This window comes from Mucilaginibacter sp. (genome assembly GCF_039925265.1).
In the GTDB taxonomy this organism is placed as follows: domain Bacteria; phylum Bacteroidota; class Bacteroidia; order Sphingobacteriales; family Sphingobacteriaceae; genus Mucilaginibacter.
Genome location: NZ_JBDSZG010000060.1, coordinates 15,623 through 35,806 on the forward strand (window position 1 = coordinate 15,623; position 20,184 = coordinate 35,806).

Below are 20,184 nucleotides of genomic sequence, written 5' to 3' on the forward strand. Positions count from 1 at the left end.
CATTCGCAAACTTAAAAAATTATCAAATTATTACCTTTTATTTTGGCATCAACCCGTAGAAACCGGATTTGTTCTCATATCTCAATTCTCATCTTTGATATCGGCCTTACTATATTTGCGCCACTTTTCTAAAACGGTTTCAAAATCAAGCGGTAAGGGTGCTTCAAAGTAAATATCTTTTTTTAGTGAGGGGTGCAAAAAGCCCAGCGATTGGGCGTGTAAAGCTTGCCTTGGCATTATCTCAAAACAATTTTCTACAAACTGGCGGTATTTACTAAATACGGTACCCTTTAAAATTTTATCGCCGCCGTACATGGCGTCGCTAAACAGCGGGTGACCAATATGCCTCATATGCGCGCGGATCTGGTGCGTACGGCCGGTTTCCAGCTTACATTCTATCAGGGTAACATAACCCATGCGTTCCAGCACTTTGTAGTGTGTAACGGCCCATTTGCCCTTCTCCGGGTCATCATAGATCGACATCACGCGGCGATCATTAACACTGCGGCCAATATAACCGCTTACGGTGCCATCCTCGGCAATATCTCCCCATGCCAGCGCAAGATATCTTCGGTTGATGGTATGATCGTAAAACTGTTTGGCCAGGTAGTTCATGCTGCGCTCGTTTTTGCTGATGAGCAACAGGCCCGACGTATCCTTATCAATGCGGTGCACCAATCCCGGGCGGCCATCGTTCCCCGGTAGTGTTGGCAATTGCTGAAAATGATACACCAGCGCGTTAACCAGGGTACCAGTATAGTTATTATAGCCCGGATGCACCACCATGCCTGCTTCCTTATTTACAATAAGCACATCATTATCCTCGTAAACAATATTGATGGGCAGGTTTTCGGGGTAAACTTCGGTATCGCGCGGCGGGTGAGGCAACACAACGGAGATCACGTCCATCGGCTTAACCTTATAGCTCGCCTTAACCGGCTTATCGTTCAAGAGTACATTACCGGCTTCAATGGCGTTCTGAATACGATTGCGCGACGCGTTCTCCACGCGGTGCATCAAAAACTTATCTATCCGCAGCAGCGACTGCCCTTTATCAACCACCACGCGCAAGTGTTCAAACAGATCCTGCTCGTCGCCTTCAATTAATTGGGTATCCTCTGCTGCCATGGCGCAAAAGTAAGAAAAAACAAGCCAAGCCCCCTAACCCCCTGAAGGGGGAATTTTTGATTAGCGCGACGTATTACAAGTTGGTTAATCCACTCACCCGGCCGACGCTACGCTGGGCCACCCTCTCTGCTTCGCAAGGATGGTTGAATAATTTATCTAAGGGATTGAGTAAACAGGTGTGCTCCAATCCAACTTCCATCACTACACTCTCGAAGTACCTTTCTAAATCGGCCTTGGCCTGTTCGGCAAACACAGGTACTGCTAAAGCATAACCATTAAAAGAACAGGGCGCAGCCGAGAGTTTTTTCTTTGGTTACTTTATTTTTAGCGGAAAAAAAGAAAGTAACATCCACAGGCTTAGCATAAATCCCAGCACGCTCCTAACAAGGCACCAAAGAGCACCACCGACCATAACCAAGAGTTCCAAGTACTTCAGGCTTTATTTTCCTAAATTTGCCGTCCATGAGCATCCATCTCGATATCTACAGCCCTATCCAGCAAATTCATGATGAATTATTTGCCGCGAAAGGCATCGAGGTTTTTGTAAAACGCGATGATATGATCCATCCGCTTATATCGGGCAATAAATGGCGTAAGCTTAAATATGTGCTGCAAAAAGCGCAGGATGAGGGCAAAACTCATTTGGTCACCTTTGGCGGTGCCTATTCCAATCATTTACTGGCCACTGCGGCAGCAGCGGCAAAGTTTGGCTTTAGGTCCACCGGCTTTGTGCGGGGCGAGGAAGTGCAGAACGACACCCTCTTTATGTGCCGCCTGCATGGCATGCAACTGATTTTTACCGACAGGGACAGCTACCGCGATAAACCTGCTTTATTTAAAACGCATTTTGGGGGCGATACCAATGCCTTTTTTATAGACGAGGGCGGCGCCTCAGCCGAGGCAGCCAAAGGTTGCAGCGAACTGGTTGACGAACTAACCCAACCCTACCACCACATCTTCTGCGCCTGCGGAACGGGCACAACAGCAGCGGGTTTGATCAACGATATCGGTCAGCATAAGCTAAACACTCGCTTTAACGCCATCCCTGTTTTTAAGAACGGTGGTTTTATAAAGGATGAAATAGATAAATACCTACTTGCGCCTGCAGATTACGACCTGCACCTCGATTACCACTTCGGCGGCTACGCCAAAACCACGCCGGAACTTATTGCATTCATTAAAACATTCGTAGCCAAAACAGGGATTTTGATAGAACCGGTTTACACTGCTAAAATGTTATACGCTATATACGATCTGGCTGCAAAAGATCATTTCCAATCAGGTGACAAAGTGCTTGCCATCCACACCGGCGGGTTGTTGGGCTTACTGGGAATGACAGAGAAATTTGTCTGAATCAGGATTTTCAGAATTAGAGAATTCCCAGGATTAATAACCGGCATTCCGCGCTTTTCCATCATCTGCACATCCGCATATTTGCACATCTGCACATTTTCCCGGGCATACTATTTCCGGCTTTGGTTCAAAAACTATGTTTAGTTAATTTAAAGTTACTTTTTCGCCAATCGGTTCAAAAACCTTTAAATTATTGTTATTTAGCCCTTTTTGTTAGATTTGTTAAAACTAAACTATACTTATGAGCCAACTACAGATCACCCCTCAGAACGTACAGGCCACCCTCAGCAAACATATTCTTGCCGATGGTTTCGACCTTACTTTTGACATGGAAAAAAGCCAGGGCGTCCACATCTACGATGCCAAAAATAACCGCACCCTGCTGGATTTTTTTACCTGCTTTGCATCTGTGCCGTTAGGTTATAACCACCCAAAAATGCTGGGCGATGAAACTTTCAAAAAGAACCTGATGCTGGCGGCTCTCACCAACCCCTCCAACTCTGATATCTATACCGAACAATACGCGCAGTTTGTGGAAACATTTGGCCGTGTTGGCATCCCCGACTATCTGCCACATGCCTTTTTTATCGCCGGGGGTAGTTTAGCTATTGAGAACGCACTTAAAGTGGCAATGGACTGGAAAGTGCAAAAGAACTTTGCCAAGGGCCATACGCAGGAAAAGGGCCACAAGGTGCTGCACTTCGAGAATGCTTTCCACGGCCGATCAGGCTATACCTTAAGCTTAACCAACACTCAACCCGTAAAAACCAAATGGTTTGCCAAGTTCGACTGGCCACGGGTTTCGTTGCCCGAGATCCATTTCCCGCTGAATGAGAATAATATTGTTGACCTGGCCGCCCGCGAAGCCAGATCGATAGCCGAGATCCGCACCGCATTTGCCAACAATCCGGATGATATCTGCGCCATTATCATCGAACCTATCCTGTCCGAAGGGGGCGACAAGCATGTGCGCCAGGAGTTTTTGGAGCAATTGCGACAGATAGCGGACGAATACGAGGCCATGCTGATATACGACGAAGTACAAACCGGCGTAGGGCTGAGCGGCAAGTTTTGGCTGCACCAGCATTTCGGCGAAAAAGCCCGCCCGGATATTATTGCCTTTGGTAAAAAAATGCAGGTTTGCGGCATACTGGTGAGTAACCGTGTTGATGAGATAGCCGATAATGTTTTCAAGATCTCATCGCGCATCAACTCCACCTGGGGCGGCAGTTTGGTGGATATGGTTCGCTCGGCAAAAATTATGGAAATTATTGAAGAGGACGGATTATGCGCTAAAGCAACCGAAACAGGCGCTTACCTGCAAAACGGACTGCAAAAAATTGCCGATAAAAGCGGCCTGGTTACCAACGTACGCGGCAAGGGTTTGCTAACCGCGTTTGATTTTCCGGATGCTACCATCCGCGGGGCATTTATTGATAAGGGCTTGGAAAACAACATTATGTATCTTGGTTGCGGCGACCGAACCATCCGTTTCCGACCGGCGCTCATCATCGAAAAAGAACATATAGATGAGGGTTTATTTAACATCGAAAAAATATTGCCCTCCCTATAATATCAATGTAATAATATCGCTACAAGCGCCTGTTTAAAGCAAAACAGGCGCTTTTTTTGTTTGGAATATACTATAATCGCACTTTAACGTTATTATATATTATTAACTATTATATAATGCGCTTACAAAAATACGCAGTATTAGTTAACACATTGTAACACATTAACTTATAACAATATCAAAACAAGAGTACTATTTTAGAATGAACAGACACATTGAAAAATTAAAAAAACAACTGGTGGAGATTGCCGAAGTTGTTAATTCTTTCCAGTCTGAGGCCGTACAAGTAAGAGTTGTAGACAGGCTATTAGACGAGATTATGGAAACAGAGAGGGTGGAAACGGAAGGATCAGAAATTTTCAATAAGAGGGGCCGTAGGCCCAGGGGTGAAAATGACGATGAACAAAGCCTTACCGTACAAAGGCGTAAAAAACCGGGTGCTACCAAGGTATTGAACCAATTGCTTTCGAGCGATTTCTTCAGAACACCGCACTCCATATCCTCCATTGCAGAGTATTGCAAAGACAAGTTCGATTCGGACTTCAAAACTTCAGAATTATCGGGCATTCTGCTAAAGCTTGCCAAAGAGAACAAACTGAGGCGCGAAAGAAGCAACGAACACAACCGCTTTGAATACGTAGGCGTTTAAGTAAAATAAAGAAGGCCGTTCAGTTAGGAGCGGCCTTCTTTGGTTATAGAATATTCTTCGACTTTTCTTACCAAGCCGTCATTGCAATAACGCGTGGCAACAGCACTTCTTGATTCTTGTCTCTTGGTTCTTGATTCTCACCCTCTTCTACCTCAACTCCATCAAATTATCAACTCCCAATATCTTCCTGGAGGTAAAACCTTCGGCGTATTTGGCGTTGATGCTTTTGCCGAACTCTCGGCCACGGCCGTTTATCTGCTCAATAAAATCGGGGGAAGAAATGTACGTTTGCGGCTCGTCCTCATTATAATCGGGGTTGTGGAACTGCGAGGCGTAAGCGTAAACACTGGCTATCTTTTTGTCCCAATATTCGGTAACATCTACCAAAATATCCGGCTTAATGTAGCGGTCCTGTATAAAGTGCAGCACCTGGCCCGGGCGCCATGGCTCTTGCGGCTGGCCATCGGCACCAAGCGTTTCTATCCGGCGCAGGCCTGCTAAAAATGAAGCGGCCTCTACCAGTTCATTGGCGCGGCCATGATCGGGGTGGCGGTCGTGGTAGGCATTGGTTATAACAATATCGGGCTGGTATTTGCGTATAGCGGCTATCACTTTTAACTGGTATTCTTTGCTGTTCTCAAAAAAGCCATCGGGCAGTTCCAGGTTTTCGCGAACGGTTAAACCTAAAATTTCTGCGGCGTTAGCGGCTTCCTGGTCGCGAATTTCTGCGGTGCCGCGGGTGCCCAGTTCGCCGCGGGTAAGGTCGGCAATGCCAACTTTGTGGCCAAGGGCAATGTGTTTCAGTATCACGCCGGCACAACCAAGTTCGGCGTCGTCCGGGTGTACCGGCAAAACTAATATATCTAATTTCAGCATAAAATTATTGTAATTATTGATCAGCCACAGCTAACAGGCGCTGGATCTTTTTCCTGATCTTGGAGGAAGTAGGGCTGGTGAACGGAAAAAAGTAATCAACAACCGCGCCATCCCTGTTTATTAAATACTTGTGAAAGTTCCAGCGGGGAACGGAGTTTAGCACGCCGTTCTCTTTCTTCTCGCTTAAAAACTTGTAAAGCGGGTCGGCATAGGGGCCGCGTACCCTTATTTTATCAAACACCGGGAAGTTATTACCGTAATTGCTGCAAAAGGTGGCAATGTCCTGCCCTTCTAAAGGCTCCTGCCCGCCAAAATCGTTGGATGGGAAGGCGAGAATCTCAAACCCCTGCGGCGCAAATTCGGTTTTAAGCGCCACCAGGTCCTTCAGTTGTGGTGTAAAACCACATTCCGACGCGATGTTTACAATAAGCAGTATTTTGTCTTTATAGTCGCCAAGGCTGATAGGCTCACCATCTAACGCGTTAACGTTAAACCCGTAAATATTTTTACCGTCCATTAATTATAGTTAGGATTGTAGCCCGCGGTTTGGAGTATCGATTCGATATCCCGCTGCTCCTCTCGGTCGTAGGTTTCCTTCAAATCGTGCCCGAATATCTTCGCCACCGATTGAATTACGAAAGCATTAAACCCACCTTTTAGTTCCTTAACCATGGCGTAGCTGGTGTTACCTGTTTCGCGGTTAATGAGTTTTATCAACACCTCGCCCTGTGTTATGGTGAGGTCTTTTATCTGTTTATTAAAAATGTCTTTAATTTCTGTTTCGCAGGCCTTCATCAGCTCTTTTTGCTTCTTTTTATCGGCAGTTAGGGCCAGGTCGCGCTGCAATTGTCGGTAGCGCTTGCCCGCAAACTGCGCGTAGGGCAAAACCTTCATTACGTTATAGCGCAAACGGTAAAAGTTTGCCCTGTCCTGCGCGCTTGCAAAAATACGGGTATCTACAATGCGTACTTCGGGCGTAACTATCCAGGGCACCAATTCGCCATCAAGCTTTGTCATCAGCGTTTTGATGGTATCATTTTTGCCAAGTATAACCGGCGGGGCAGTTTTCTCTACCTGCGCTTTTAACGCGCCGCATAAGCAACAAAATACAAGCAGAGAAGCAATAAATTTCATATTTTTACTTGAACACAAAATTAACGCATTTTATTCCATTATTTTATAACAACCTGCAATAATAAATATTGTTGCAAGTTGATGATATTATATAGTACTTACACTGATACATGAAAGATTTAGTGATTGACCTGGAAGCCGAAAAAACGGAGATACTAAAACGTTACCGTGCGTTGCTGCGTGCAAGTAAATCTACCCTGCAAAAAGGCGATAAACGCATGATACGCAAGGCGTTTGATATGGCGCTGGAAAGCCACAAAGATATGCGCCGTAAAAGCGGCGAGCCCTATATATACCACCCTATTGCCGTGGCGCAGATAGCTGCCGAAGAGATAGGCCTGGGTACTACGTCCATCGTATGCGCGCTGCTGCACGATGTGGTGGAAGATACCGATGTTACCCTGGAAGATATTGAGCTGGAATTTGGTAAAAAAGTGGCTAAAATTATTGATGGCCTTACCAAAATATCGGGCGTATTTGATACCAACAGTTCACTACAGGCAGAAAACTTCAGAAAAATGCTGCTTACCCTTGCCGATGATGTAAGGGTAATACTAATAAAGCTGGCCGACAGGTTGCACAATATGCGTACGATGGAGTTTATGCCGCGCGATAAGCAGCTAAAACTCTCCTCAGAAACCGTATACCTGTATGCACCGCTGGCACACCGCCTGGGTTTATATGCCATAAAGTCAGAGTTGGAAGATCTCTCCATGAAATACATGGAGCGCGATATGTACTCGTTTATCAAAGCTAAATTGAACGAGAAAAAAGCCGAACGAGAAAAATTCATCCGCGATTTTGTGGAGCCGGTGAAAAATGTGGTAGCAGAACAGGAACTGCAAGCTGACATCTTCGGCAGGCCAAAATCTATCCACTCCATCTGGAACAAGATGAAAAAGAAATCGATCCCCTTTGAGGAGGTGTACGATCTTTTTGCCATCCGGATCATCTTAGACAGCACGCCCGAAAGCGAAAAAGCAGATTGCTGGAAAGCATATTCTATTATTACCGACCTGTACCGCCCTAACCCCGACAGGCTGCGCGATTGGATCTCCTCGCCAAAAGCAAACGGTTACGAAAGCTTGCACACCACCGTAATGGGCCCCCGCGGGCAATGGGTGGAGGTGCAGATCCGTACCAAGCGGATGAACGAGATTGCCGAAAAAGGTTTCGCGGCGCATTGGAAGTATAAGGAATCATCTACCGACAGCGGCCTGGACCAATGGGTACAAAAGGTACGCGATATGCTGAAGAACCCCGACTCCAACGCGCTGGACTTTTTGGACGATTTTAAGATGAACCTCTTTAGCGACGAGATATTCATCTTCACCCCCAAGGGCGCTTTAATACAACTACCCCTGAGTGCTACCGCGCTTGATTTTGCCTTTGAGATTCACACCGATGTGGGCGCCACCTGTATTGGTGCCAAGGTGAACCACAAGCTGGTACCGCTAAGCTATAAACTGCAAAACGGCGACCAGGTGGAGATCATCACCTCGGGCAAGCAAACGCCTAAGGAGGATTGGTTGAGTATTGTGGTTACGGCTAAGGCCAAAGCCAAGATAAAATCGGCCCTTAAAGAAGAAAAACGCAAGATAGCCGAAGATGGCAAGGAGATACTGGAGCGCAAGCTAAAATCGCTGAAGATTACCTACAACTCCGAAAATATTCATAAGCTGAGTTACTTTTTTAAGCTTGCCTCTACCCAGGACCTGTTCTACAACGTAGCCAAGGGCCTGATAGACATGAAGGACCTGAAAGAATACCAGGCATCCGAAAAAGTTATTGAGAACAAACCGCAGGATAAGATTGAGAACGAGCAGCTGCAATCGCTTGTGCGCAATATCAAAACCAAGGATAGCGATGTATTGCTTTTTGGCGAGGACCTGCAAAAGATAGATTATAAGCTGAGTAACTGTTGTAATCCCATCCCTGGCGATGATGTATTTGGCTTTGTAACCGTAAGCGACGGCATTAAGATACACCGCACCAACTGCCCTAACGCCGCCAAACTGATGGCCAACTATGGCTACCGTATTGTAAAAGCCAAATGGACCAAACAACTGGAACTGGCATTCTTAACCGGGATGCGCATCCGCGGCATCGACGAAGTTGGGTTGATCAACAAGCTCACCACCGTAATATCTAACGATTTTAAGGTGAACATCCGCTCTATTACGGTAGATAGCGATAACGGGATCTTCGAAGGATCAATAATGGTGTATGTAAATGATACCGAGCATTTAAATAATCTTACCAAAAAGATCTTGCAGATAAAAGGCATTACCTCTGTAGAGCGGTTTGATTCGGCGGTGGATAAAGCGTCTTAAAGCAAGAATAAAGAGATAAGAAGCAAGAAACAAGAGATTTGATTGGTAGCCATGTCTTGATTCCTGGCTCTTGATTCTTGTTTCTTATCGTTACTTTATATTTTTTATTAATACCTTTGGAGGGTTAATTTAACATTATGCCTGTACAGGAAACCATTGCATTGGTAAAGAAGATTTTTGAGGCTTACCTCGAAAACAAGAGCCTCAGGAAGACGCCGGAGCGCTTTGCCATACTGGAGGAGATCTACTCCCGCAGCGACCATTTTGATGTGGAGAGTTTATACATCCACATGAAGAACAAAAAATACCGCGTAAGCCGCGCCACGGTATATAACACCTTAGAACTTTTAGTATCGTGCGATCTGGTTACCAAACACCAGTTCGGCAAAAATATGGCGCAGTTCGAGAAATCGTACGGCTATAAACAGCACGACCATATCATCTGCATTGATTGCGGTAAGGTGGTGGAGTTTTGCGACCCGCGCATTCAGCAGATACAAAGCATGATGGGCGACATTCTAAAGTTCGAGATTAAACACCACTCGCTGAACCTATACGGTAACTGCGAAAAACTGCGCGCAGGCTTCTGCGACAGGAGGGCGCAATAAAAATGAATAAACCAATTCTAAGCAAACAAGCATTTTGGGATGTTGATATGGATAATATCGACTATGAGAGAAATGCGCGCTTTGTGGTTGAGAAAGTAATAGAAAGAGGCAAATCGAAAGATTTTGATAACCTGCTACAGTTTTATGGATTTGACAAAGTGGGCAGGCTGGCTTTGCAAGCAAATTGGCTATCAGATATAAGTATAAATTTTTGCTGTATCCTGTTTGATTTGAAACCAACAGATTTTAAATGTTACGAGAAGAAACAGTTGAACCGACAACATTGGGACTTTTAAAAAAAATGGTTTCAATGCCCGAACTAACGCAATTTAGATTGGTTGGGGGTACCGCACTTTCTCTTATTTACGGCCATCGAAAATCTATTGACCTGGATTTTTTCACAGATCAACCTATCGAAAAAGAAGCGTTAATAGAAGCTTTGGAAAATAACTTTGGTCAAGTTGTACCTACCAACGATAGATTCAGGAATATATATCAATGCATAATTCAAGGTGTAAAAGTTGACTTTGTGTGTGTTAAAGATGCATTTTTAACTCCGGCCAATATCATCGACGGTATCCCTTTTCCTGAAATTAAGGATTTGATCGCTTTGAAACTAAACGCGATAAAGGGTCGGGGGGTAAAAAAAGATTTTTGGGACGTTGCTGTATTATTAAAGTCTTACACGATGGCACAACTTTTTCAATTTTACCAAAACAGATACCCATGGGATGATTCTCTCGCTCTTGAACGGTCAATCGGATATTTTGTCGACGCAGAAAGTGACAATGATCCTTTCGCATTCGATGGCATGACCTGGGGAAAAGTTAAAAAAGTGATATCGAGTTCACTTAAAGATTATTACAAACAAAAAAATATTAATTAATGGCTGTTGACGTATTATTAGGCCTCCAATGGGGCGATGAAGGTAAAGGTAAAATTGTTGATGTACTAAGTGCAGGTTACGACCTCATAGCCCGTTTCCAGGGCGGCCCTAATGCCGGGCATACCTTAGAGTTTGAAGGCAAAAAGTTTGTTTTAAACACCATCCCTTCGGGTATATTTTTTGATAACACCATGAACCTGATAGGTAATGGTGTGGTTATAGACCCCATCACGCTTAAAAAAGAAATTGATAAGCTAAAAGATGCCGGACACGACCTGCTGGCCAAAAAGAACCTAATGATAGCCAAAAAGGCGCACCTGATATTACCTACCCACCAATTGCTTGACGCCGCTTCTGAAAAGAAAATGGGCGATGGCAAAATTGGTTCTACCCTAAAAGGTATCGGCCCAACTTATATGGATAAAACCGGCCGCAACGGTTTGCGCATCGGTGATATCACCCTGCCCGATTTTAAAGAGCGTTACCAAAAGCTGGTTGATAAACACACCTCTATGCTGCAAGCTATGTACGGCGAAGTAGCTGATTTCAGCGAGCGTGAAGCTTTATTTTTTGAAGCGATAGATTTCATTAAACAGTTCCCGCTGGTAGATAGCGAGCACTTGGTGAACAACTACATTAAGGACGGCAAAAAGGTATTGGCAGAGGGCGCACAAGGCGCTATGCTGGATATCGACTTCGGTTCGTACCCATTTGTTACCTCATCAAACACTACCGCTGCAGGCGCTTGTACCGGTTTGGGTATTGCCCCAAGCCAGATAGGCGACGTGATTGGTATTTTTAAGGCTTATTGCACCCGTGTAGGCGGCGGCCCTTTCCCTACCGAACTGAATGACGAAACCGGCGAAGAACTGCGCCGTATAGGCCACGAATTTGGTGCCACTACAGGTCGCCCGCGCCGTACGGGCTGGATAGACCTGCCTGCCCTTAAATACGCCATTATGCTGAACGGTGTTACCCAACTGGTAATGACCAAGGCTGATGTACTGAGCGGTTTCGATAAAATTTACGCTTGTACCCATTACAATTACTTAGGCGAACAGATAGACTACATGCCGTATGATATTTGCTCAGTAGACGCGCACCCGGTTCTGAAAGAAATTGACGGCTGGAATGAAGACCTTACCGGCATTACCGAATTGAACGAGATCCCTGAGAAACTGCAAAACTACATTGATTACCTGGAAGCCGAACTGGGCGTACCTGTAAAATGGCTATCTGTAGGGCCAGACAGAAAGCAAACTTTGGTATTGCACTAAAAATTGGTGGTGAGACACCGCCAATGGGAGAAAAAACCTAACAACCCGTTTCCGGTGTCCTCACCGGAACGCTTAATAAATTTCAAGAGGCTCCAATAATCGGAGCCTTTTTCTTTTCCTGTTATTTATCTTTGCCTTGTGATATTCGAGCCCACCGACGTACAACTCTTCAAACAAAAAGCACTTGCCTGGGCAAATACTTTCGACACGATGTGCTACCTCGACAGCAACAATTACGCCGACCCTTACGGTAAATTTGATGCGTTGATTTTTGTTGGAATAAAGCAAGAAATCGACCCAAAAAATGGTGAAAATTTCGAAAAACTCGCAAATTTTCGCAAGCAAAATCCCGGTTTTATTACCGGTTTCTTCGGATATGACCTCAAGAACGAGGTAGAGAATTTGTCTTCCAATAACGTGGACGGGCTCCATTTTCCCGACCTTTATTTTTTTGCGCCCCAAATTACGATCACCATCAATAAAAATACGGTGGAGATAATTGGAGAGAATGAAGCGGAGATCTGCCAAAAATTGGAGGAATTCGAACCCGTGGACAGTTCAGGATCGGCACCGTCGGTAGATCTCCAATCCCGTTTCAGCAGGGAGGAATACATCAATGCGGTTGAAAAAATAAAAGCCCATATTGTGCGCGGCGATATTTACGTAACTAATTTTTGCCAGGAGTTTTACGCGGAGAATGCAGACATCGTACCACTTAGCATCTTCAACAAGTTAAATAGTTCGTCACCCACCCCTTTCTCTTCATTTTTTAAATGGAAGGGCAATTATATTATCTGCGCCTCGCCCGAAAGGTTTTTAGCCAAACGCGGCAATCAACTTATCTCCCAACCCATAAAAGGCACAGCACGGCGAGATAATGATAGCGCTGTTGATCAGCGCATTAAGAAAGAACTCCGCAACCATCCCAAAGAGTTACAGGAAAATGTAATGATAGTAGACCTCGTGCGCAACGATCTTACACATTCGGCTAAACCCGGCACGGTTAAAACCGCAGAGCTGTTTGGTATCCATAGCTTTAAGCAGGTACACCAGATGGTATCAACGGTGGTATGCGAGATAAGGGACGATGTAAGCGCCGTAGAGGCCGTTAAAAACACTTTCCCTATGGGCAGCATGACTGGCGCGCCAAAGATAAGCGCCATGCAGCTGATGGAGCAATATGAGCGCAGTAAGCGCGGCGTATACTCCGGTGCCATTGGTTATTTTAGTCCGGATGATGATTTTGATTTTAACGTGGTGATCCGCACGCTGCTTTATAACTCCGCCGAAAAATATTTATCCTTCCATGTAGGCGGTGCCATCACCTACCACGCAGACCCGGAACGCGAGTATGAGGAATGCCTACTAAAGGCAAAAGCTATTTTGGGAGTGTTGCAGATACCACCAGTTTATCCCCTATCCTAACCGCTATATCCGAGCCATTTGCCCAAAACGCCGAAAATGGTTTTACTGACAGATAGGGCAAAAACGCTTCGCCATATAACTCAGCTATATCGCCATCAAAAATATAATCTTTTACTTCTGCAACCTGCCAGGCAATGTGTTCTACCTGGTATTGCATAGTTTTATGGTCGGTGAGGCGGTTATATCCCCAGTAATGCTCAAAAATAAATTCTTCGGGGCTGCCGGGCTCTATCTTAACCAGGGCATTGCGAACCGTAGCGCCAAGCTTATTCCACCGGCCTTTCAGCTTCCATTCGTATAAAAATCGGGTATGCCCGAGACCATCTTTGGTGATGCTGTGCCGCATAGGCAGGGCACGGTAATGTTCTTTGTACAGGTTATTGGCGATGAGTACTATCATGCTCTTAGGCACTATCTCGCTTATAAAAACTGCTCCCCGTTTCCACTCTTTGCCATCAAAATGCCTCACATAAAAGCGCAGGTTCACCTCCTCTAAGTTTACATGAAAGGGCCATTTAATGCCCAACACGCGTGTGTTTTCAAATAAAAAGCCCACCATGCTTACCAGCGCCTTACCTTCCCATAAGTCTATTTCGGTAGCGGCAGGCAGATAGGGTTTTAGAATTTCCGGCGGCACCTCGTAATTCAGCATTACCAGGTTTTTCCATTGGGCGGTAAGAAAGCGGGATTTAGACATATCAGCACGAATTTCACAAATCAGAACTAATTTCAAGAATTAAAAATTCAACATTCATCACCGCCAATTTGTGCTGACCCATGCTAAATAAAAAGGGCACTCAGAAATAAATCTTTGTGCCCTTTGTTCTTTTGACTTAAGCCGAACCACTTCGTGTAATTCGCTTAATTCGTGTTTATTATTTCCCTTTATAATATTTCAAAGCCTCCGGTACTAAACTTTGCAGATTAGCAATGCGGGTAGCATCAGATGGGTGAGTACTTAAAAACTCGGGCGGGCTGCCACCTTTATTTTGCGCTGCCATACGTTGCCAAAAAGCAACTGCCTGGCGTGGATCATACCCCGCCATGGCCATGAAGGTTAAACCCAAGCGGTCGGCTTCCGTTTCCTGCCCTCTCGAATATTTCAATAAAGCTAACTGGCCACCAACGCCATATAACTGGCCTACAATGGCTTGCGTTGCGGCAGATTTGTTACCAGTAGCTGCACCAACGGCTGTACCGCCGGCTTGCAATGCCAATTGTTGCGACATACGCTCTGCCGAGTGACGCGCAATGGCATGGCCAATTTCGTGACCCATTACAACGGCTAAACCAGCATCAGATTGGGCAACCGGCAACAAGCCGCTATATACGGCAACCTTACCGCCGGGCATACACCACGCGTTTATTTCCGGGCTTTGTATCAGGTTAAATTCCCAGGCAAAGCTGTATTGGTTGGCGTAGCCGTTGGCGTTTAAATACTTTTCAATGGCAATGGCTAACTGGCCGCCAATGCGCTTAACACGCTGGGCATCGGTGCCGCTGGTAACAACTTTTGTAGCTGGGCTCGATAGTAATTCTTTGTAGCTGGCTGCTGCAGCAGGGTTTATCTGGTCATCGCTAACCAATGATAATTGCGAGCGGCCGGTAAGCGGCACAGTGGAACATGCGTAAAACGTAACTGCTGCAATAACAGCAATCAGTAAGGGTCTAAGTGTTTTCATGGTAATTTAAGCGGTTGATTTTTTCTTAAATAAATTAACTTTCGACTCTTTACCTCTTAATAAGCGTTCTATATTTTTTTGATGGGTAACTAAAATCAGCAAAAATATACACATCCCATAAATAACGACCGATTTAATAGTCACCGGGAATATAAATGTTACACCGATGGGGTATATAAAACCTGCCGAAATTGATGCTAATGACACATATTGCGTTAACAGCAACACCACTAAAAAAACAAGCACACAAAGTAAAGATGCCTGTAGGTTAATAGCCAATATCATTCCAAAAAGAGTGGCAACGCCTTTACCGCCTCTAAAACCCGCGAAAATAGGGAACAGGTGGCCCATAACGGCAGCTACGCCCAAAGCCAGAGAATAATTGGTAAAAGCCACAGAATGGTAAGCGCCCGTGGTAGATACACCTATGATGTAGGCAAGGTTGGTGGCCGTCCATCCTTTCAGAATGTCCAGCAGCATTACCGGGATGCCCGCCTTTTTACCTAAAACCCTGAATGTGTTGGTTGCGCCGGCGTTTCCGCTGCCATATTCCCTAACATCAATGTTGTAAAAGGCCTGCCCAATCCATACCGCCGTAGGTATTGAGCCGAAACAATAAGCAAGAATAAGCGCTAAAATGGAGTAGATTGATAGCATCTGCCTGCAATAATATTAAATTGATGTTATATACCGCAATATATTCATTTATAATTTAACGGCTTTCAAACTTAGGTCTAAACTTTTTACCGAGTGGGTAAGCGCTCCTACCGATACGTAATCTACGCCGCAATCGGCATAATCGCGTATGTTATCGATAGTTATCCCGCCCGAAGCTTCGGTAATGTACCTGCCTTCTATCATGCTAACAGCCTGTCGCAAACTGTCAAAATCGAAATTATCCAGCAAAATACGATTTACCTTGCCCGTTTGCAACACCTGCTCCAATTCATCAAGGTTTCTTACCTCAATTTCAATGGCCAGTTTCTTGCCGGTTTGCTCTAAATAATGGTTCGCGTTTTCAATAGCCGGCCTGATGCCGCCGGAGTAGTCGACATGGTTATCCTTTATCAGGATCATATCGTACAGTCCTATCCGGTGGTTTACACCACCGCCAATGCGCACGGCCCATTTCTCCAGGTAACGTAATCCCGGGGTGGTTTTGCGGGTATCTAAAACTTTGGTATTGGTGCCTTGCAGCAGGTCTACAATTTCGTTGGTTTTGGTAGCTATGCCACTCATGCGCTGCATACAGTTAAGCACCAGCCGTTCGGCTTTCAGGATATTTTGGGCGTCGCCAGATACGATGAAGGCGATATCTTTGGGTTTTACCTCGGCACCATCGTTCAAAAACACTTCCAGCTGCAGGTTCGGGTCAACCACTTCGAAGATCTCTTTAGCCAGTTCAACACCTGCCAGTATGCCGGTATCTTTTACTAAAAGTTTCGCTTTTCCTTGTGTGCCGGCTTCAATAGTAGCTAAGGACGTGTGGTCGCCATCGCCAACATCCTCACTTAAAGCATTTACTATAAATTGGTGTATAAGTTGTTTGTCCAAACCTTTAAATTTTGAGTTTCAAAAGTAAGAACAATTGATGAGTAATTAGGTTTTTTCAGTTTCGATGCGAAGTTCAATCACCACCATTTCCTTTTCAACCTCTTTCATGGTATAGCTAACGCGATACTTCCCTTTATCGGTAGCAAGTAAAAGCACACTGTAATTATAAGTGGTGCTGGAGTTTACGCGGTGCAGTACGGTAACGGTATGGGGCTTGTTTTCTTTAAAGAATTTTTCGAGGATGAGCTCAGCCTGCGTTTTGGAGTACACGTTGGTATTCTCTAACACGGTGATATCAATACTGGCAGCAAAATATTTGGACAATTCGTGCGCGTTCCCCTGCTTTATCAACTCGGCAATTTTATCTATCGGGCCGGCTAAACAAACAGATGGTACCAGGTAAAGGAGTACCAGGATGGGCAAATATTTTAGTTTCATCATATATATGACCAATAAACTAAAAAAAGGTTGCACAAAAAAATAAACCAGTTTTTAAATTATAATGTTTAAACGTTGCTTTTATATTTGCATTGTGGAAAACAGAAAAAAAGTTGCATTAATAATACTCGACGGCTGGGGTTACGGCCGCCAGGACGAATCGAACGCTATACTGGCCGCTAACACACCATTTTTCGATTCGATGATAGCCAATTATCCAAACTCCAAACTGGAGGCCTCCGGGCTTGCGGTGGGCCTTCCCGAAGGGCAAATGGGCAACTCGGAAGTGGGGCACATGAATTTGGGTGCAGGCCGCGTGGTTTACCAGGAACTGGGCCGCATAAACAAAGCCGTTATTGATAACGAATTTGTGCAGAACGAAACCCTGCTGGAGGCATTTAACTATGCTAAGGCTAATGATAAAGATGTACACCTGATAGGTTTGGTGAGCGATGGCGGCGTACATGCCCACATTAAACACGTAATAGGCCTGGTAGATGCTACCAGGCAATTAGAGTTGGATAAAGTGTTTATCCACGCCTTTTTAGATGGCCGCGATACCGACCCTAACTCCGGTTTGGGTTTTATAAATGAATTAAACCAACATATAGCCTCCACTCCTGTTCAATTAGCATCTGCCATTGGACGCTATTACGCTATGGACCGCGATAACCGATGGGAACGCGTTAAAAAGGCGTACGACCTGATGGTGAACGGCGAAGGCGAGGGTTCCCAGGACATCGCAGCTTCTATCCAAAAATCGTACGACGCGGGTGTTACCGATGAATTTGTACTGCCGATAGTAAAGGTTGACAGCTATGGCAAACCTGTTGCCGTGATAAAAGAAGGCGACGTAGTGATCTGCTTCAACTTCCGTACAGATAGGGGCCGCGAAATTTCGCTTGCACTTACCCAAAAGCCATTCCCGGAATACAACATGCACCCGCTGAATGTGAAGTACGTAACCATGACCTCGTACGACGAAACCTTTAAAAACGTAAGCGTGGTTTTCCGTAAGGACGACCTGAGCCAAACGTTGGGCGAAGTTTTGGAAAGTGCCGGTAAAAACCAGATCCGCATAGCCGAAACGGAGAAATATCCACACGTAACCTTCTTCTTTAGCGGTGGCCGCGAAAAGGAGTTCATCAACGAGAAACGCTTATTAGCGCCATCGCCAAAAGTGGCTACATACGATCTTCAGCCGGAAATGAATGCCGCAGGCATCCGTGATGCCATCATCCCGGAACTGATTGCTGAATGGCCCGATTTTGTTTGTTTGAACTTTGCCAATACCGATATGGTAGGCCATACCGGCGTATTCAGCGCGGTAGTTAAGGCTGCCGAAACAGCCGATGCCTGCACCAAAGCAGTTGTAGAAACCGGCCTGGCGCATGGCTACTCGTTCATCATCATTGCCGACCATGGGAATGCTGATTACATGATCAACGATGATGGATCGCCAAACACAGCGCATACCACCAACCTGGTACCCTGTATTGTGATCGACAGCGATGTAAAAGCAGTTAAGGATGGCAAGCTGGGCGACATCGCGCCAACCATTTTAAGCATGATAGGTGTACCCATCCCCGCAGAAATGACCGGCAATGTATTGGTATAAACCGTTGCAAAAATATATCCTTTTTACAGGCGGCCTGCTGCTTTTATGCACATGGTACGCCTGTAAGCCGGAAATTAAGGAAACCGGCGCCAAGTTAAAATACTTCGACCTGAAGGAGTTTTTTAAAACCGATTCGGCCCGGTTGGTAAAACTAAATCTCAACATTAAAAAAACCGTTACCCACAATGGCGAAAGCGAAACCAAAACGGTTAAAATAGCCAATTGGGGGCAGGAGTTTGGCTTGTTCACCTCATCAGACATCAACAAACCCGCCTGGAAGGATAGTTACGCCGTAACAGAAAATGCCGACAGCCTGGTGTACAAAGCTAAATTCCCGGAGCTGAAAACCCGCGAAATTGTGATCAACAAAAGCAACGGCAAGGTAACACAGCTGTATATCCTCAACAACATCCACAACCTGCTCTATACCACTACCGAAAAGCTTCTGTATGTGCCCGGAGAGTATTATTTAATTGAGAAAGACCAAAAGGTAAAAGTGATGGGCGGAAATAATTACCTCATTAAAGGCGAGTTTTAATTAGTGCTTGCCGGTAGCGCTGGCCAGCTTTTCTTTAGAAACATCCAGCAGCGTAGAAATATCCGACCGCCCCGGGTTTTCGGCCAATACCTTTTCCAGGTCGGCAACCGAGGCGCGTAAAGAATTGATGCCACGTACCTTATCGTAGTTTTTCTGGCTGGAGATTAGCTTAAACATGCCGTATTCCCGGTAAGCGATAGCGCGGGTTTGGTAGCTTTTTGTTTGCTGAGACGGATCTATGGCGATAGCCTTGGTAAGATCGAAAATAGAGCCAAGCAGGTATTTTTCACGTTCATCTGGCGAGAGAAAATTATCCTTACCCAAATAGCCTTTTGCGCGTGCCCTGTAATAATAGGCAGTTGCATCAACCGGGTTTATAAAAATTGCTTTGGTATAAGCTACTATAGATTTACGGTAGTTTTCGCTATGATAGTAGGAGTAGCCCAGCATCCAGTAAGCATTGGCGTTGGTAGAATCTATTAAACAGGCTTTCTCTAACTGGGCAACGGCGGCTTTAAAATTGCCATCCATAAAGGCTTGCTGGCCCATTTTCACATAGGCATTTTGTGCCGATGATTCGAGCGAAGTAATTACAAGAAGAGAAATTATTGTTGCGAACCTCATTAACTGCCTGCCTTGTGTAACAAATTTGTATTATAGTAACTTGCAATAGTATAAAATATTATACTAAGCGCGTACTTTTTTATTCGGAAAATTGGAGAGTGACCGCTTAAAGGGTATCGGGCTTGTACCCTATTCTATTGCGTATTTTTGGTTCATCTTTTTCTCTGTTAATTCATCCAGGTATTGAAACACAAGTTCCATATTCTTATCCTGATTATCCAGTTTGGTTTTTATCTTCTCAACCTCGAGGCGCAGATAGGTATTATCTATAAACATTGGACGAAGCTTTGTAAAAATCCGGATGATTTGAATGTTAACAGCTATGGTCCGGCGACTATTCAGCACACTGGATAACATGGCCACGCCTTGTTCCGTAAAAGCCATCGGGAGATATTTAGTATGTTCGCCTCTTTTTAAGGTGCCAAATTGGCTCCTTAAAGAACCATACTCTATTATCTGTTAATTCAAACATAAAATCCTCCGGGAAC

The 20,184-nt window shown here is 45.1% G+C and carries 22 protein-coding genes and 1 pseudogene; 11 read left to right on the forward strand and 12 right to left on the reverse strand.

Features of this window, described 5'->3' with window-relative positions; genetic code table 11:
* Positions 1–81 precede the first annotated feature (81 nt).
* A complete protein-coding gene (locus tag ABIX36_RS25405; RefSeq protein WP_348084976.1) occupies positions 82–1,128 on the reverse strand; it encodes an RluA family pseudouridine synthase in 1,047 nt (348 codons plus the stop codon).
* Between the two features lie 462 nt (positions 1,129–1,590).
* On the opposite strand from ABIX36_RS25405, the gene ABIX36_RS25410 reads away from it, so the two are divergent.
* The 3 genes from ABIX36_RS25410 (at position 1,591) to ABIX36_RS25420 (ending at position 4,703) form a co-directional block, all read left to right on the forward strand.
* Positions 1,591–2,481, forward strand: a complete 891-nt coding sequence (locus tag ABIX36_RS25410; protein ID WP_348084977.1) for a pyridoxal-phosphate dependent enzyme — start codon at positions 1,591–1,593, stop codon at positions 2,479–2,481.
* Positions 2,482–2,722: 241 nt separating this feature from the next.
* Positions 2,723–4,054: an L-lysine 6-transaminase gene (gene lat, locus ABIX36_RS25415; protein WP_348084978.1), complete on the forward strand. Its 1,332-nt coding sequence runs from the start codon at positions 2,723–2,725 to the stop codon at positions 4,052–4,054.
* Positions 4,055–4,256: 202 nt separating this feature from the next.
* Entirely contained in the window at positions 4,257–4,703 is a 447-nt protein-coding gene (locus ABIX36_RS25420; RefSeq protein WP_348084979.1) for a hypothetical protein, read from the forward strand.
* Between the two features lie 147 nt (positions 4,704–4,850).
* Here ABIX36_RS25420 and bshB1 read toward each other — a convergent pair whose 3' ends face one another.
* Genes bshB1 through ABIX36_RS25435 form a run of 3 tightly spaced genes read right to left on the reverse strand, consistent with a single transcriptional unit; the run spans position 4,851 to position 6,713 of the window.
* A complete protein-coding gene (gene bshB1, locus ABIX36_RS25425; RefSeq protein WP_348085114.1) occupies positions 4,851–5,576 on the reverse strand; it encodes a bacillithiol biosynthesis deacetylase BshB1 in 726 nt (241 codons plus the stop codon).
* Between the two features lie 16 nt (positions 5,577–5,592).
* Entirely contained in the window at positions 5,593–6,096 is a 504-nt protein-coding gene (locus tag ABIX36_RS25430; RefSeq protein ID WP_348084980.1) for a glutathione peroxidase, read from the reverse strand.
* On the reverse strand, positions 6,096–6,713 hold the full coding sequence (locus ABIX36_RS25435) for a DUF4294 domain-containing protein (RefSeq protein ID WP_348084981.1): 618 nt from the start codon (positions 6,711–6,713) through the stop codon (positions 6,096–6,098). Before ABIX36_RS25435 ends, ABIX36_RS25430 begins: the two co-directional genes overlap by 1 nt.
* 110 nt (positions 6,714–6,823) lie before the next feature.
* Here ABIX36_RS25435 and ABIX36_RS25440 point away from each other — a divergent pair, with 110 nt between their 5' ends.
* The 6 genes from ABIX36_RS25440 (at position 6,824) to ABIX36_RS25465 (ending at position 13,242) form a co-directional block, all read left to right on the forward strand.
* The gene (locus ABIX36_RS25440) at positions 6,824–9,046 is read left to right on the forward strand and encodes a bifunctional (p)ppGpp synthetase/guanosine-3',5'-bis(diphosphate) 3'-pyrophosphohydrolase (protein ID WP_348084982.1); all 2,223 of its coding nucleotides are present in this window, start codon (positions 6,824–6,826) and stop codon (positions 9,044–9,046) included.
* 137 nt (positions 9,047–9,183) lie between these two features.
* Positions 9,184–9,654, forward strand: a complete 471-nt coding sequence (locus tag ABIX36_RS25445; protein ID WP_128534538.1) for a transcriptional repressor — start codon at positions 9,184–9,186, stop codon at positions 9,652–9,654.
* A 2-nt stretch (positions 9,655–9,656) separates the two neighbouring features.
* On the forward strand, positions 9,657–9,950 hold the full coding sequence (locus tag ABIX36_RS25450) for a hypothetical protein (protein WP_348084983.1): 294 nt from the start codon (positions 9,657–9,659) through the stop codon (positions 9,948–9,950).
* A complete protein-coding gene (locus ABIX36_RS25455) occupies positions 9,905–10,540 on the forward strand; it encodes a nucleotidyl transferase AbiEii/AbiGii toxin family protein (protein WP_348084984.1) in 636 nt (211 codons plus the stop codon). Before ABIX36_RS25450 ends, ABIX36_RS25455 begins: the two co-directional genes overlap by 46 nt.
* Positions 10,540–11,817, forward strand: coding sequence for an adenylosuccinate synthase (locus ABIX36_RS25460; RefSeq protein ID WP_348084985.1), 1,278 nt, complete (start codon positions 10,540–10,542; stop codon positions 11,815–11,817). The genes ABIX36_RS25455 and ABIX36_RS25460 overlap by 1 nt, the downstream gene beginning before the upstream one ends.
* Positions 11,818–11,955: 138 nt before the next feature.
* A complete protein-coding gene (locus ABIX36_RS25465; RefSeq protein WP_348084986.1) occupies positions 11,956–13,242 on the forward strand; it encodes an anthranilate synthase component I family protein in 1,287 nt (428 codons plus the stop codon).
* Here ABIX36_RS25465 and ABIX36_RS25470 read toward each other — a convergent pair.
* The 5 genes from ABIX36_RS25470 to ABIX36_RS25490 form a co-directional block, all read right to left on the reverse strand.
* Positions 13,196–13,939, reverse strand: a complete 744-nt coding sequence (locus ABIX36_RS25470) for a DUF2071 domain-containing protein (RefSeq protein WP_348084987.1) — start codon at positions 13,937–13,939, stop codon at positions 13,196–13,198. The genes ABIX36_RS25465 and ABIX36_RS25470 overlap by 47 nt on opposite strands.
* 178 nt (positions 13,940–14,117) lie before the next feature.
* On the reverse strand, positions 14,118–14,924 hold the full coding sequence (locus tag ABIX36_RS25475) for a M48 family metallopeptidase (RefSeq protein ID WP_348084988.1): 807 nt from the start codon (positions 14,922–14,924) through the stop codon (positions 14,118–14,120).
* Positions 14,925–14,930: 6 nt separating this feature from the next.
* Positions 14,931–15,581 (reverse strand): glycerol-3-phosphate 1-O-acyltransferase PlsY, encoded by a 651-nt coding sequence (gene plsY, locus ABIX36_RS25480; protein ID WP_128534542.1) that lies wholly within the window; start codon positions 15,579–15,581, stop codon positions 14,931–14,933.
* Between the two features lie 48 nt (positions 15,582–15,629).
* Positions 15,630–16,478 carry a carboxylating nicotinate-nucleotide diphosphorylase gene (nadC, locus tag ABIX36_RS25485; protein ID WP_348084989.1) on the reverse strand — a complete coding sequence of 283 codons (849 nt, stop codon included), beginning with the start codon at positions 16,476–16,478 and terminating at the stop codon, positions 15,630–15,632.
* Between the two features lie 45 nt (positions 16,479–16,523).
* Positions 16,524–16,919, reverse strand: coding sequence for a DUF4783 domain-containing protein (locus ABIX36_RS25490; RefSeq protein ID WP_348084990.1), 396 nt, complete (start codon positions 16,917–16,919; stop codon positions 16,524–16,526).
* 61 nt (positions 16,920–16,980) lie between these two features.
* Between ABIX36_RS25490 and gpmI the strand changes: the two genes are divergently transcribed.
* Both gpmI and ABIX36_RS25500 read left to right on the forward strand, forming a co-directional pair.
* Entirely contained in the window at positions 16,981–18,534 is a 1,554-nt protein-coding gene (gpmI, locus tag ABIX36_RS25495) for a 2,3-bisphosphoglycerate-independent phosphoglycerate mutase (protein WP_348084991.1), read from the forward strand.
* A 4-nt stretch (positions 18,535–18,538) separates the two neighbouring features.
* Complete coding sequence (locus tag ABIX36_RS25500) at positions 18,539–19,072, forward strand: hypothetical protein (RefSeq protein WP_348084992.1); 534 nt, start codon at positions 18,539–18,541, stop codon at positions 19,070–19,072.
* Here ABIX36_RS25500 and ABIX36_RS25505 read toward each other — a convergent pair whose 3' ends face one another.
* From ABIX36_RS25505 to ABIX36_RS25515, 3 genes and pseudogenes are all read right to left on the reverse strand, one after another.
* A complete protein-coding gene (locus tag ABIX36_RS25505; RefSeq protein ID WP_348084993.1) occupies positions 19,073–19,696 on the reverse strand; it encodes a tetratricopeptide repeat protein in 624 nt (207 codons plus the stop codon).
* A 129-nt stretch (positions 19,697–19,825) separates the two neighbouring features.
* Positions 19,826–20,080, reverse strand: coding sequence for a hypothetical protein (locus ABIX36_RS25510; RefSeq protein WP_348084994.1), 255 nt, complete (start codon positions 20,078–20,080; stop codon positions 19,826–19,828).
* A 9-nt stretch (positions 20,081–20,089) separates the two neighbouring features.
* Positions 20,090–20,152, reverse strand: a pseudogene (locus ABIX36_RS25515) (hypothetical protein); the annotation flags it as partial.
* Positions 20,153–20,184 lie beyond the last annotated feature (32 nt).

Coding starts and splice junctions, on each gene's coding strand:
- ABIX36_RS25405 (WP_348084976.1), bottom strand. CDS start 1,128: ATGGCAGCAGAGGATACCCAATTAATTGAAGGCGACGAGCAGGATCTG.
- ABIX36_RS25410 (WP_348084977.1), top strand. CDS start 1,591: ATGAGCATCCATCTCGATATCTACAGCCCTATCCAGCAAATTCATGAT.
- lat (WP_348084978.1), top strand. CDS start 2,723: ATGAGCCAACTACAGATCACCCCTCAGAACGTACAGGCCACCCTCAGC.
- ABIX36_RS25420 (WP_348084979.1), top strand. CDS start 4,257: ATGAACAGACACATTGAAAAATTAAAAAAACAACTGGTGGAGATTGCC.
- ABIX36_RS25430 (WP_348084980.1), bottom strand. CDS start 6,096: ATGGACGGTAAAAATATTTACGGGTTTAACGTTAACGCGTTAGATGGT.
- ABIX36_RS25435 (WP_348084981.1), bottom strand. CDS start 6,713: ATGAAATTTATTGCTTCTCTGCTTGTATTTTGTTGCTTATGCGGCGCG.
- ABIX36_RS25440 (WP_348084982.1), top strand. CDS start 6,824: ATGAAAGATTTAGTGATTGACCTGGAAGCCGAAAAAACGGAGATACTA.
- ABIX36_RS25445 (WP_128534538.1), top strand. CDS start 9,184: ATGCCTGTACAGGAAACCATTGCATTGGTAAAGAAGATTTTTGAGGCT.
- ABIX36_RS25450 (WP_348084983.1), top strand. CDS start 9,657: ATGAATAAACCAATTCTAAGCAAACAAGCATTTTGGGATGTTGATATG.
- ABIX36_RS25455 (WP_348084984.1), top strand. CDS start 9,905: ATGTTACGAGAAGAAACAGTTGAACCGACAACATTGGGACTTTTAAAA.
- ABIX36_RS25460 (WP_348084985.1), top strand. CDS start 10,540: ATGGCTGTTGACGTATTATTAGGCCTCCAATGGGGCGATGAAGGTAAA.
- ABIX36_RS25470 (WP_348084987.1), bottom strand. CDS start 13,939: ATGTCTAAATCCCGCTTTCTTACCGCCCAATGGAAAAACCTGGTAATG.
- ABIX36_RS25475 (WP_348084988.1), bottom strand. CDS start 14,924: ATGAAAACACTTAGACCCTTACTGATTGCTGTTATTGCAGCAGTTACG.
- plsY (WP_128534542.1), bottom strand. CDS start 15,581: ATGCTATCAATCTACTCCATTTTAGCGCTTATTCTTGCTTATTGTTTC.
- ABIX36_RS25490 (WP_348084990.1), bottom strand. CDS start 16,919: ATGATGAAACTAAAATATTTGCCCATCCTGGTACTCCTTTACCTGGTA.
- gpmI (WP_348084991.1), top strand. CDS start 16,981: ATGTTTAAACGTTGCTTTTATATTTGCATTGTGGAAAACAGAAAAAAA.
- ABIX36_RS25505 (WP_348084993.1), bottom strand. CDS start 19,696: ATGAGGTTCGCAACAATAATTTCTCTTCTTGTAATTACTTCGCTCGAA.
- ABIX36_RS25510 (WP_348084994.1), bottom strand. CDS start 20,080: ATGGCTTTTACGGAACAAGGCGTGGCCATGTTATCCAGTGTGCTGAAT.